Genomic DNA, 13,354 nt, shown 5'->3' with positions numbered 1-13,354 from the left:
CTCCTCTAAACCCTATGACTTCTCCTACATTTCAGCACAGCCTCTTGCTGACGATCGTGTTAGCAATGACCTTCCGAGCCTCTGCATCGGCTCAGTCTTTATTCACGTCGCCTCCTCCTTTAACGGCAACCACTCGCTCAACTGAGCCTCGGACCTACTTCTTGGGACCCGGAGATGTCCTAGATATCAAAGTCTACGATTACGAAGAATATACTGGAACACAGATCATATTGCCTGATGGAACAATTACGCTGCCTTTGGTTGGAAGAGTGGTCGCTATTCATAAAACGCCCGATGCACTAACCCAAGAGGTTACAGCCCGATTGAAGCCATTGCTCAAAAATCCAGTTGTGACGATCGGTCTCAATAAACTCCGACCGCTTCGGGTGAATGTGTCCGGTGAGGTGCAGCGTCCGGGTCCAATTCAACTGCAAAGTCTGGCACCCGTGAATGCGATCGGCGGCACTAATCAAGTTCTCACCCCGACACTCACCGAAGCACTCCTACAGGCGGGAGGCGTAAATCGCAATGCAGATATTCGTCGTGTGGTGCTGAAGCGATACAGTCCCGATGGCGATGCGGCTCCGGTGATTGTGAATTTGTGGGAAGCGCTGCGATCAGAAAACGCCTCTACGGATCAAACTTTGATGGATGGTGACACCATTTTTGTGCCCAAGGCAGAAGGTGACAATTCGATAGACCGCCGAATCATGGCGCGGGCAGTGTTTTCTCCCAAAACGGTGCGAGTGCGAGTGGTTGGCGAGGTGCAAAAGCCCGGAGAGGTAGAGGTGCCGCCGGACAGTACATTATCTAGTGCGGTGGCGATCGCGGGTGGTCCGACTGAGAAAGCAAGGCTGAGTAAGGTGACGTTTGTGCGGATGAATGAAAATGGCAAGGTCGATCGCCGCGACATTGATCTGCGAAACTTGACGGATGATCAGCAAGTCCAGGATGGGGATGTGTTGATTGTTCACAAGAGCATGGGGCGCAATCTACTAGATATTGGATCGCAGTTGTTGGGTCCATTTGGGGTCTTTCTGAATATCTTTAAGTAAATTTCTCAAGAATCGACGGCTTTGGATGGTGGGGTTGATGCCCGTCGATTCTAGTGCGAGGCTAGAGAAAATAATTATGATGTCAAGCTGAAAACCATGATAGGATCAGGTGTTAAGCTACAAGCAATTGCGTAGATAACTCCTTGCAAAGCGAGATCGGGTTCTGTCGATCGCGATTCTAACTGTTCACGGTGCAAAACTATCTGGAGACCCTGCTAGAGTACTCAGTTGATTAGGAACTCAGAAGGCGTTGAAAGATTGCCGCTATAGATCCGATCGTTTACCGAGGAGCAACCATGTTGAGTGCCAAAGATTTAGCGATCTATCAAGCATTGGATTCAGACAACAAGATCGAGCTAGTCAATGGAGAGATCATCATCATGAGTCCATCGGGCTATGAGTCGGATGAAGTTGCTGCAAGAGTTATCGGCAAGCTATTTCCTTACGTTGATGCAAACAGACTAGGGAGAGTTTCTGCCTCCAGCGCAGGGTTTACGCTGCCCAACTCAGATACTCGCGCTCCTGACGTTTCGTTTGTGCTGGCAGAGCGAATGCGTCGCAGTTATCGCAGTTTTGCAGAGTTGGCACCGGATCTGATGGTAGAGGTCAAGTCGCCCACCGACAGTTTGACAAAGCTCAGAGAGAAGATAGACGGCTTTTTGAGTCAGGGCACTCAGATTGGCATTTTGATCAACCCGGAAGAGCGGTGGATTGAAGTCAAGGAGCGGTGCAACGACACTCCGACTAGATTCACAGACGGCGACGTGCTGACGATTCCTAGTTTATTTCCGGGTTGGTCAGTCCCGATCGTGGAACTGTGGTCGCCAGAATTTTAATTTTTTAAAGGTTGCAAAATTACGACTCATGGATATTTTCAAGCCTCTTTAGAGACCGTGTGGAAGACAGTTCAGAATGACTTCATTCCGCTAGTATCGCAATTACAGAACCTATTAGAGCGCGAAGCGAACCGCGAGTGATAGATTCTATTGGCGGCTCTCACTCAGATTTTAGTCAGAACATCTGATCTACAATCAAGTCATGGAAATTCTCTCGGTTAGCCTCAAGAACTTCAAATCTCACAGCGATCGCCACTTCTCGTTTCAACCGGGCACCAACGCCATCTGCGGCGAAAACGGTGCCGGAAAGACGAGCATTCTAGAAGCGATCGCCTGGGTGCTGTTTGACCACAAAGGCGACTACAAAGTCGAAGACTTGATTCGCAACGGGGCGGCGAGTGCCCAGGCGCGAGTCGCGTTTATCTCCAGTCACGACCAGCGGACTTATGAGGTTCAGCGCTGCACGCGATCGGGCTACACGCTCTTTGATCCCCAAATCGGAGAAAAACTTGCCTACACGCGCATTCGAGAAGAAGTATTGCCCTGGCTGAGACAGCATTTAGGCGTTGCGGTGGGGACTGATTTAGCCAAACTATTTTCTAATACGATCGGAGTTCCGCAAGGCACGTTTACCGCCGACTTTTTGCAGACCGCTGAGAGACGCAAGCCGATTTTTGACGCGATTCTCAAAGTCGAAGAATATCGTCAGGCAAACCAGCAAATGCTGACGCTAGAGAAATATGCAAAATCTGAGTCAGAAAGTCTAGAACGCACGATCACTCACTATGATGAAGCGCTCGAAGAATGGGCGATCGTCACTGAAAAACAGCAAACGGTTCGTCAAGAAATTGCAGAACTCAACGTTGAATTGACCCAATGGCAGCAACGCTTTAATGAACTGCAAGCCGAGCAAGCACACCTCAGCACTCAGGCGGCTCAGATGCAGCAGTTGACCCGCGAGTTAGAAAAATTATCGGCTCAGATTCAGTCTAAAAAACTAGAGGTCGATCGGCTCACCCTGGATCTTCAGCAAGCCGAACAATCCGTTGAGATTTGCACGACTCATCGCACAAGTTATCAAACCTTTTTGCAAACGGAAATAACGCTACAGGAGCTAGAGAAAAATCGCGGGACGCAACAGGCTTTAATGCAACAGCGTCAAGGATTAGTGAAACAGGAAAGCGATCGTCAAACTAAACTTGCTACGATTACGCAGCAACTAGAGCGGCGATCGCACATCGAAGCGGAAACTCAACGTCTTGAGCCTTTAGTTCAACATCAAATTAAGTTAGACCAGCAGCAACAGGCACTTAATCAACAGCTTCAAACCTGCCAAAGCTGGCGACAAACCATTAGCCGCGATCAAAAACGTCTGACTCAACTCGAAACTCGCCGCAAACAGCTAGGGCAAGAGATTGAAGACTTAGAGGCATTTGGCGCGATCGTGCAAAAAATTCCGCAACTCGAAGAGCAGCAGCAGCGCTATCAACAACAACTCAGCCGCATTGATGCCGCGACTCAGTTTGAGGCTGATCTGCGGCAAATTGTCACCCAAGCCCAAACCCGCGAAGGCATCTACACCCATCACATTCAATCGGCGACCGCAACGCTTAAGGAACTTCAGCAAGCGGCTCCAAAATGGGCACCCCACCTGACCGAAGTGCTGATAACTCTTGGCAACGGCTCCAAACTGCAAGGGCAACTGATGTCTGACCTACAAGGCATTCTAGAAGATTTGTCTGAGCAGCTCCTCGCCGATCGCCTAAAGCAGCACCTTCAACAGGTTCAAACCCAACTGCAAGCAGCCCGTCAACAGCAAATTCAGTTCCTCAGCCTCGACACCAAGCTAGATGCCGAAGAAGCCTTAGCTGCCGAAGCTGAAGACGTGCGATCGCAGATTCTCAACGGTCAAACTCAACTCACCGACGAGCCAAACTTACAGCAACAGCTAGCGCATCTCAACGGGCAGCTTCAAGAACTCAATGATCCCCGCGGCAAAACTCGATTATTTCAGCAAGAACTACAGCAGCAGACAAATTTAGAAGTTCAGCAACCCAAACTTCAGAGCGCTTTATTAGAGATTCAAAACGCGATCGCCCAGGTCGATGCTCAACTCGCGGCGTTTGCAAATCTTGCCGAACAGATTCGTGAACAGCAGAGCTTACGAGACGACCATCGCGCCACGCATCAGCTTTATCTTGAGCATCAGCAGTCTGCAAACAGCTATCGTGGTCGCAAGCAGCAGTTAGAAGACGTGACGGCACAACTGCATGAATACCAGAAACGCAGCACAGAATTTGCAACCCAACAGGCACAGCTAGCAGAGACGTTCGACCCGGTGCGAGTGGCGATCGTGCAATCTGCCTATCAAGAAGCGAGAGACAAACAGACTCAACTAACTGCCCAACTGCCCGAAAAAGTCAAACGCCTTGAAGACTACGACGTGCAGATCTCAAAGCTGCAAACTATCCAAGAAAAGCGAGACTCTGCTCAAATCGAGGCGAAGCGCAAACAGAAAATTGAGCGTTTTATTAAGTTTGCCCGTAAGGCATACAAGGAGGCAGGACCGCGCATCACTGAGCGCTATGTGCAAAACATCTCACGCGAGGCAGATAAGCTATTTCGAGAGTTGCTCAATCGTTCAAACGTGGCGTTAGAGTGGACGCGAGACTACGAGATTGTCGTGCAGGAAGGCGCACATTCTCGCCGCTTGATCAATCTCTCTGGAGGAGAGCAAATGTGTGCAGCGCTAGCAGTTCGTCTCGCGTTGCTCAAGGTGTTGGCGGATATCAATGTCGCGTTCTTTGATGAACCAACAACTAATATGGATCGAGCCAGACGAGAGAGTTTAGCAGACGCGATCGCCAACATCAAAACCTTTCGTCAGCTATTCGTGATTAGCCACGATGACACCTTCGAGAAAGTCACCGAAAACGTCATATTGGTTGAGCGGGAAGCCTGAAATCATCTTATTTCCAGGCTCGTTGCTGATAGTTTTGTTTGCAAACGTTGAGAACGCGCTGATCATTGTCACTCAGCTTTGCCAATGGCTCAAACCCTTCTAAGTTAATCTGAGTCATCGCAGGATTTCCACGAGTTGCAACCGATGCCTCTTTCGCAAGCGCGATCGCGTAGGGGTTTTCTGAGCGATCGTAGCTGTCAACTACTGTTAGCGCTAACTGATCGGCTTGAAACGATCCATACGCGCAGTCAAAAGACGATCGCGGCATATACAGCGCACCAAGCACCTTACTTTGACGCACCTCAAAGACAAAATAAGCTCGTCCGATTTGGTCAGGCTCCGCAGACTGCCCATATAGATAAACCCCATCTGCAAGGGTAGACGGTTTAGCAGTCGTGTTGACGGGTTTTGCTTGAGGAGTGACTTGAGCACTGAGTGCTGATTGTGTAGGCAACCCGATCGCCATCAGCCCAGTCGCCAACGCTATGCCCATAACCGATCGAGGCAGGGTTTTTAGAGACGCAATGGTCAAAAAAGATACTGATAAAAATGGCGACTTCATCGGGGTGCCCTCACATCAAGCGATATAAATTGGTTAAAAATGATCCCGAAATCGAGAGGTAACTAGCGAATAATTAGAAAAGGAAACGGTAGAAGAAGCTGCTAACTCAATGCAGAGTAACCAATTTTCTCAACACCTCACCTCGTCAAACAATAAAAACCAGTTTGGAAAGACCACTGCAAAACTCAGTTGCGAAGAGAAGTCTCCTCGCGCAGCAGCAAACTTTTTCTTATCCTTATCAAACCACCCTGTCAGACTCGTATCATTGCCTTGAGTGACAGTGAACGTACTGACCACTGTGAGGGACTTCAATACCAACCTGATAAACTGCTGAAATCGCTGCTAAAACTTAACACCTTCTACTGGTGCAACATTTGCTCTCACGCTATCACACAGAAAGCGTTAAGCAAATCACCCATTTTGAATAGTAACAAGACATTAACCTTCTGCACGAATCCTTTGCCCTCACCCTAGCCCTCTCCCCAAGGAGAGGGAACAGGAACAAGAGGTTCTAGCTCCCTTCTGTCTAGGGAGAAGGGTTGGCGAGGGCTTGCCCCACCTCGTGAGGAGGGGTGTCCAGATTCACGCAGGAGATCCATCAAAAAGCGTTCATCGATTCGTAGACTTATAGAAACGTGAGCCTGCTGCTAATGCAGACTAAAAAAGGGGAAGGGACGATCGTAATAACTCGATCGTCCCTTCCCCATTCACCAAACGAGAAGTTTAATCCCGTACTGATTCATACTTGCACTTAACTAACTGGCAATGTACTCGCGCACGTTTGCTTTGCGACGACGAAGATGATCGAGCGCTTGCCGCTCTAACTGACGCACTCGCTCGCGACTGAGATTGAGCCGCTCACCGACCTTTGCCAGAGATAGCTCATAGCCGTCATCTAACCCATAGCGCAGAGTCAAGACTTCTCGCTGCTGAGGGTTTAACTCTGTCAAGAGCGTGTTTAGGTCATTTCGCAGAGACTCTTGAGTCATATAGTGCTCAGGCGAAGGACCATCATCTTCGAGCAAATCTTGCAGCTCGGTGTCTTGATTGTCGCCAACGCGCAAGTCAAGAGAGACAGGCTGACGAGAGAGAAGTAGAAACTCACGAATCTGCTCTGGCTCAAGCTCGAGCTCTTTAGCGATCTCAATCGCAGACGGGCTACGACCCAGCTTTTGAGATAGCTCACGCTGAACTCGCTTGATCTTGTTCAGCTTTTCAGTGATGTGAATTGGCAACCGAATCGTGCGGGCTTGTTGAGCGATCGCGCGGGTGATCGCCTGACGAATCCACCAGTAGGCGTAGGTCGAAAACTTGTAGCCGCGAGTCGGGTCAAACTTCTCGACACCGCGCTCTAATCCAAGAGAGCCTTCTTGAATCAGATCCAAAAACTCAAGGTTGCGCTTCTGGTATTTTTTAGCGATCGACACTACTAAACGCAGGTTAGCTTCGATCATCTTCTGCTTTGCACGGCGACCGCGATGCAAAAGGCTGGTCAACTCAGTTTCGCTGATCTGAACGTGATCGGCAAACTCTTGATGAGTTGGCTCATGATCTAGCGTCTTAGCAAGAGCGTCCTTTTTCTCCTGCAACGTCATCATCTGCTGCACCTGCTTGCCCAAAACAATTTCTTGTTCGTGGGTCAGCATGGGCACACGACCAATTTCGTGCAAGTAAGTCCGCACCATATCTGCCGTGAAGGGGGACTTAGTAGTCTTTTCTTTAGAGTTGGCAGTAGCCATGGTTGCAGTGAACTCCGTAAATAAAAATCTGTGGGGCGAGGCAGGAAAAACTCGAAGAGGGTGCACTAGCTCAATCACGAAGATTAGCTAGGGAAGAAAGAACATTCATCTCTCGGTGTATAGAGGTGGAGTATCAGGAGAAGGATTGAGGAACTACATCTCAGTAAGACTTTGACGGGATGGACTAACGATCGAACTATGACGTGTAGGGAAGGTGACAATCAATGGAACGTGACGTATCTTGAAGTCAGTCCGAGTTCGATTTCTATATATTATTACAAATGGTATCTGAAGTAAAGGGGCGGTTGTCCTCCATTTGGACGAATTTAATGAGTCTTGATTCAGGAGTCTCTCTAGACAAACATCCATAGAAGCAGGGGCAGAATCTGTCTGTTAATTGGGTCAGACATCAAAGCAGGGGTGAATCACTTCCTCTATCTATAGTGCCTTGTATCCACTTGGCTGAATAGTGGTGTGGATGGAGGATAACCGAACCTTTTTCTAGTTCTAAATCAAGCTATTCAAACAAACTATGAAAAAACTATGAAATTACTTTAGATGTTCACCCGGTAAAGGTTTCAGCAGATTTATAAGGATACGAAAGGTATTAGGATAGAGCTAAGTCTGATGACTTTAGTGAATCGGTTTATCGGAGATGCAATCGAGAGATGACAAAGGTGTGTCATTCAGCGAGAGACTCGATTATCAAAGGTGATTCTAGGGCTACAGCATGAAGAATAACGGGTCTTAAAACCCCAGATCAGCTTTCGCGACTTCGGCTGCCTTTAGAACCTTGTCGTTGGGCATTTCTTCCCACGCAATGTCTCCAATTTCGGTGTAGAAGGTTTCGTCGTAAGGGCGAGTGCGAATCACTACGGGCATTGGGACGGCATGACCAAGGATGAGAGCCTGTTGCTTAGAGTCAAGTTTTGAGAGCACCGATCGCAAACTTTGAGCACCCGACACGCCCGTAAAAATCGCGTCGATATCTTTCTCATCATTCAACAGAGCAGTGATCCGAGTTCCAATTTGAGACATGACTTCGTTATCGATGCCTGACGGACGCTGATCCACCACCAGCAGCGTGACAAAGTATTTCCGCATCTCACGAGCGATCGTGCCAAAAATGGTCTGCCCTACCGTTGCGGGATCGAGAAAGCGGTGTGCCTCTTCGATCGTGATCACGAGTTGGCGAGGACGATCGCTAACATTCTTGGTCTGCAAAAATTTCTCAGCTTTGCGGACATACGCCTGGTGAATGCGACGCGCAATAATATTGGTTGCCAGCATATAGGACAACAGATTTGACTGAGAGCCAAACTCGACGACCACATGCTTTCCGCTTTCTAAACACTCTAGAACCTGATCGACGTAGTTGTGAGGGCAACTGTTCCGAATGTATTTCAGGTCATCGAGGCGATTGAGCTTGCGTTGCAGTGCCATGATCGATGACTTGCTGCCCATCTTGGTTTCGCAAAACTCTTGAATTTCGCCGTTGCTCATGGTCATGAGGCGATTGATCCAGGCTTTGCCAAACTCGTTGCGAAGAATGACCGCGTTTTCTAGGCTAGCTTCTGAGAGGTTGAGTTCTCCGCGCACCAGCATCAGGTCTTCAACTTCGAGCTGGTCATAGCCGATGTAGAGTTCTTGAGCGTCGCGAACGCCTCGGCGCTTGGTCGAGTCAGGATCGAGGGTGAAGATTTGCACCTGTCCGGGGAAGAGTTGCCGCAGCCCTTTAACGGTGCTGAAGTGTTTGCCTTCGCGAGTTGCCTCCCAGCCATATTCGGAGTGCATATCAAAGATCAGATTGACCGCCGCCTGTTTGCGAATGATGCCCGACAGCAGCAATCGCGTCAGAAACGATTTCCCAGTTCCTGATTTGCCAAACACACCGTTACTGCGTTCGACAAAGCGATCGAGATCAATGCAAATCGGCACTTCCATATCGATCGGTTGTCCAATGGCAAAGTTGCGCCGCGTCGGGTCATCTTCCCAGCCGAAGACAGCACGAAAGTCTCGATCGCTGGCATCAAACACTTGACTGAAGTGACTCGGAATGGTCTTGACGGGAAGCAGTTCAATGTTGGCACTGGAGTTGGGTTCGTAAGATGCGGCGGCTGTTTTTGATTTTGATTTTTTCTTGGAGGCATTGTTAGCGGCTTGCGCTTCGCTCATCGCCTCTTCGGGCGTAAACATCAGCATGGGAGTAAGGTCGATCGTGCCATACGTCCCACTGCCTGCAAGGACTTCTTGCATAAAGGTGTTACTCGGATCGGGAGGATTCGCCACGATGCGGGGGCTGCTGGTTCCGAGAGACACGTCGGTGAGCATACAGAAAAAGCGCGATCGAACACCCTGCACAACCAAAAACTTGCCGACTCGCATCTCTTCAACCGAGACATCGGGATGCAGGCGCACTTCTAATCCTTGGCTCAACGAACCTTGAATGACGGAGCCTAATGGTTTTTCTGGATTCATAGCAGCCTCGATCGACCTTCTGGTTTATCGTACCGCGATTTTAGGAGGTCAATACAGACGTTCTATGTTTAGGAGACAGGTTGGTGCAAACGGTAAATGAGCGTAGCGCAAAAGCGGATGTGTTTTCCTTGTTCGTTGAGTTGTTCGTATGCCTGAATTAGCTTTTGGGCTTCTTCGCGGGTGAGACCGTCTGGAATTGCTTCAATGACCTTCTTTCTGGCTCTTTCTAAGCTACTGCAATTTAACCCTAACTGCTCGATCGTCTCTTTGGCAGCAGGTTGCATTGATAGAATCTCAGTTGGCAGAATTTGCCCATCTCTGGTGTATCTGAAATAGTCAGCACAATCTCCGATCAATGGTGAAACAGTGAGGTCACGATCGTACCAAGCTCCTTTCTTCTGTCCACAGTGCGCTTGGGTTGCCTGACTGCCTAATTTAGGATCTTCGTCTTCAGGATATCCAGGACAAGATGCCAAGAGATTGGTGTATTCCAAGGCGAGTTCTGGATAGTGTTTTCGAGGCTGGAAATGTTCGATGTGGCTGCTCTGGTAGTCGATGCGTCTGCCGCAATAACAGCAGATATAGCCTTGCTCGGTCAGCAATGCCTCATGAACTTCTGTTTTTTCTGGAGCTTGAAAGTTTTCCTTCCAATTGGGCTGCCAGTCTTCATTAGCTCGTTTTTTCCAATCTGTGAAGTTTTGCGGTCCTTGGTTTTTTTTGATGTGCTTCATCGTCCCAAAACTTCTTTCCGTCGAATTAACGCATCAGATTTTGCAAACTCTGGCTCGTCGTATTGAATCGAATTCTCAAGCTCTTGCTGTAGTCTTTTTGCTTCATCCAACTTGCCATCTTCAATCAATCGAAATAGACGACGCAGATCATTTTTGAAGGTCGGCGATCGTTCTGAAACATCCATGATATCTTCAAGAATTTGATTGCTGTCTCTGCCATAGGTTTGCATCTTCTCAGCAACGATTCCTTTGGGTGATGACCTCAGACGATAAACAATTCCATTTTGAATCTCACCCAATATTTGAGGTGAATGAGTTGTGATAATAAACTGGCAATTGGGAAAGGTCTGAGTCAAAGATGGAATGATTCTACGCTGCCATTCTGGATGAAGATGTAATTCGATTTCATCAATCAGAACCACACCTTCGCCTTGGAGGGGATCGAGAAGACCGGGGTTAGCGATCGCTAGTCTCCTCGCCAAATCTCCTACCATCGCTAACAAACCTTTCTCACCATCAGAAAGCTGATTAACAACGAGTTCTCCAAACTTTTCTACAATCATGCGGAGGGGTGATCTCCGAACTCGCAGATTGCTAAATCCGGGTGAAAAGCTATAAATTGCGTCTCTAACCGCTTTTAATTGATGATCACGATAACTTGAATCTTCCTCTAGCCGTACTTCATTCTCTAAATCTTCTCTTATTTTGAACCATTGAAAAAAATCGCTGAAGCTAGATTGTCCTGCTGGAAGCGAATGATCGTAAGCAAGAGTTTGAGCTGATCCAGCTTGCTCTTCTAAGAAATTTAGGCTCGATTCTAGTGAAATAGAGGTCACTCCACGACTAACTGGGTAGTAAACGATTAAAGGCAAGTTGGCTCTGTGATTGTTCAACAAATTACGCAGAAAGGAAGAAGCAACCTCTTCTGGCGGAATAGAGCCTTCAGCAGCCGAGAAAGTAGACTCATCCGTAAAGCGATCTCGTGTCGCTATCCAAGTCTGTTCTCCTAGACAATCAACTGACATTTGAAGCGTTGATTGAGTGAATGAATTGATGATGTCAGAATATTGAAACTTTTGAGAAATCTCCATTCCAACCTCGCTTAATTTCTCAACGAATTGAGTGAATGAGATTGCGAGAGCATCTAGAATACTTGACTTGCCAACACCGTTGTTACCAATTAGCACAGTGACATTTGGAGCGAAATCTAGCGTTAAATCGTCGATGCCACGGAACGATCGCAGGGTCAGGCTTTTGACTTTCATGCTGGTTTAGCAGTGGGACAGGCAAACTGCCCATCCCACAGAATAACGGATTAATCGATATCGATCGACGTAGGCGAACCTGATACAGAAGCCGCAAATGGTGAAGACTTGCGGAAATCAGCATAGAGCTTATCGCGCCAAGTGAAGAACGGCTCAAAAGTACCGATATCTGCGATTCCAGAAATGCCTTTGCCTTTGAGCGACTCAGGAATATTTAAATAGGAACCCGTGGGAAATTTGACATACATCGTTAAGCCTGCGACGGCAAAATCTGCCAGTGTGGGGGTGTCTCCGATGAGATAAGGCTGCTCTCTCAGAATAAAGCAAAGGGCGGTTAAATCACGCTTGAGGGCGGCTTGGGCATCTTTAACAGCTTCGGGTCCCATTCCGATTCCCATTCCTAGAAAGCCAAATAGCTCATGAGGAATTGCGCCCACTAGATTCTTGAAAACATCGGGAACAGAGTTGGGAAGTAACGCTGTTCTAAAGGCTTGATTGCTGCCGATCGAGCCAATCAACCCTTTGCGCGCATTGAGTCCGATCGATTCATCTGCCCATTGCTCCATCAATAAACACAACCCTTTTTGCTTGGGGTCAGATGGAATGATCGGCTTGTCGGGATATCTTTTGTCTAAATAGTCCGCGATCGCGGTCGAGTCTGCGATGACCTCACTGCCGTCTTTGAGAACGGGCACCTGACGCTGACCTGACAGTTGATAAAGCTCGATTTGACCCACACCCGGAGTCACTTCGACCTTACGATAGTCCAAGCCTTTGTAGTCTAAAATTAGCCGAATCTTCTCGGCATAGTGAGACATCTCAAATTGATATAACTCCAGCATTGCCAGCCTCCAGTTCACGATCGAGAAAGTAGTGCTAATTCGTTACAGATAAGCGCTTTGGAATCGCCACCAGTATCTCATTAGGGAATATATCTTAGCGCTAAAGTGTTTATTCTGCCTCCAGCTAGAGAGCGAATTTTTAGAATCTATGCGCTTTTTTAAGACTGGGTTGAGATCTCACTTGAGAAAGACTCGCATCAGTTCCTAATGGTAGAGAACGCTCCTCATCTCCTTCCTTAAGCTTAGAAAGTATAGAAGACTACATTCTTAGTTTGTTGGAGCGTTTTTCATGACATCACTCAACCACGATCGTTTAATCAAACAGATGTTTGCCCTTTTAGGCGCAGCCGGGCTAGCTGCCTTCTCTGGCTTACCTGTCTTAGCTCAGACAAATTCTTCTGAGCAAAGTCAGCGATCGGTGAATTGTTCAGCTTATGTGAATGGAGGAATTGGGGGACCGATCGACAATGGGTCTAGCGCTAACAACTCCTCGATGACGGGGCGGTCAAGCCAGTCAAGCTATGACACGGCAACGATTCCTCAAAATCGTTCTTCCTATTCAATGAATCGATCGCGCAACTCAAACGGAATGCGCGTTGATGGTCAGTTTTCGGCTATGAACCCCAACGCCGCAATTCCGTTTCGCACCAACGGGTGCGACCTCTACTTGATTTAGTAGGTCAAGCATGATATCACTGAGTGAGGCAACCAAGAGGTGGTGAGTATGAGCGCTCAATTGCTGAGTCAAGAAGGGACGCAAGTCAGGATAGAAGTGACGATAGACCTGAGTCATTCGCTGCTGACCAGTGAAGAAGCGATTCAGGAAAGCCTCAACGAGGCGGGTCGTATTGCCACTACAGCCGCTCTTGAGTATCTGGACACCG

10 protein-coding genes are annotated in these 13,354 nt (G+C 48.2%); 4 read left to right on the top strand and 6 right to left on the bottom strand.

Going from position 1 to position 13,354, the window contains the following annotated elements; translation table 11 throughout:
- The first annotated feature begins 14 nt into the window (after positions 1-14).
- The 3 genes from A8707_RS08765 to A8707_RS08755 all read left to right on the top strand — a co-directional run bounded on the left by A8707_RS08765 (position 15) and on the right by A8707_RS08755 (position 4,853).
- Complete coding sequence (locus A8707_RS08765; RefSeq protein ID WP_068816435.1) at positions 15-1,055, top strand: SLBB domain-containing protein; 1,041 nt, start codon at positions 15-17, stop codon at positions 1,053-1,055.
- Between the two features lie 296 nt (positions 1,056-1,351).
- Positions 1,352-1,891 carry a Uma2 family endonuclease gene (locus tag A8707_RS08760; protein WP_068816434.1) on the top strand — a complete coding sequence of 180 codons (540 nt, stop codon included), beginning with the start codon at positions 1,352-1,354 and terminating at the stop codon, positions 1,889-1,891.
- Positions 1,892-2,093: 202 nt separating this feature from the next.
- Positions 2,094-4,853 (top strand): AAA family ATPase, encoded by a 2,760-nt coding sequence (locus A8707_RS08755; RefSeq protein WP_068816433.1) that lies wholly within the window; start codon positions 2,094-2,096, stop codon positions 4,851-4,853.
- Positions 4,854-4,860: 7 nt separating this feature from the next.
- Here A8707_RS08755 and A8707_RS08750 read toward each other — a convergent pair whose 3' ends face one another.
- From A8707_RS08750 to A8707_RS08725, 6 genes are all read right to left on the bottom strand, one after another.
- Positions 4,861-5,415 (bottom strand): hypothetical protein, encoded by a 555-nt coding sequence (locus A8707_RS08750; RefSeq protein ID WP_082906292.1) that lies wholly within the window; start codon positions 5,413-5,415, stop codon positions 4,861-4,863.
- Positions 5,416-6,170: 755 nt separating this feature from the next.
- On the bottom strand, positions 6,171-7,154 hold the full coding sequence (locus A8707_RS08745) for an RNA polymerase sigma factor, RpoD/SigA family (RefSeq protein WP_068816513.1): 984 nt from the start codon (positions 7,152-7,154) through the stop codon (positions 6,171-6,173).
- Positions 7,155-7,901: 747 nt separating this feature from the next.
- Positions 7,902-9,632, bottom strand: coding sequence for a helicase HerA domain-containing protein (locus A8707_RS08740; RefSeq protein WP_068816432.1), 1,731 nt, complete (start codon positions 9,630-9,632; stop codon positions 7,902-7,904).
- 68 nt (positions 9,633-9,700) lie between these two features.
- Positions 9,701-10,363, bottom strand: coding sequence for a retron system putative HNH endonuclease (locus tag A8707_RS08735; RefSeq protein WP_068816431.1), 663 nt, complete (start codon positions 10,361-10,363; stop codon positions 9,701-9,703).
- The gene (locus A8707_RS08730) at positions 10,360-11,628 is read right to left on the bottom strand and encodes an AAA family ATPase (RefSeq protein ID WP_068816430.1); all 1,269 of its coding nucleotides are present in this window, start codon (positions 11,626-11,628) and stop codon (positions 10,360-10,362) included. The genes A8707_RS08735 and A8707_RS08730 overlap by 4 nt, the downstream gene beginning before the upstream one ends.
- 50 nt (positions 11,629-11,678) lie before the next feature.
- Positions 11,679-12,470 carry a glutathione S-transferase family protein gene (locus A8707_RS08725; RefSeq protein WP_068816429.1) on the bottom strand — a complete coding sequence of 264 codons (792 nt, stop codon included), beginning with the start codon at positions 12,468-12,470 and terminating at the stop codon, positions 11,679-11,681.
- 289 nt (positions 12,471-12,759) lie between these two features.
- On the opposite strand from A8707_RS08725, the gene A8707_RS08720 reads away from it, so the two are divergent.
- On the top strand, positions 12,760-13,146 hold the full coding sequence (locus A8707_RS08720) for a hypothetical protein (RefSeq protein WP_068816428.1): 387 nt from the start codon (positions 12,760-12,762) through the stop codon (positions 13,144-13,146).
- Positions 13,147-13,354 lie beyond the last annotated feature (208 nt).

This window comes from Phormidesmis priestleyi BC1401 (assembly GCF_001650195.1).
Classification (GTDB): Bacteria; Cyanobacteriota; Cyanobacteriia; order Leptolyngbyales; family Leptolyngbyaceae; genus Phormidesmis_A; species Phormidesmis_A priestleyi_B.
The sequence above is the reverse complement of the archived record's forward strand: the minus strand, read 5'-3'. Positions and strand labels throughout refer to the sequence as shown.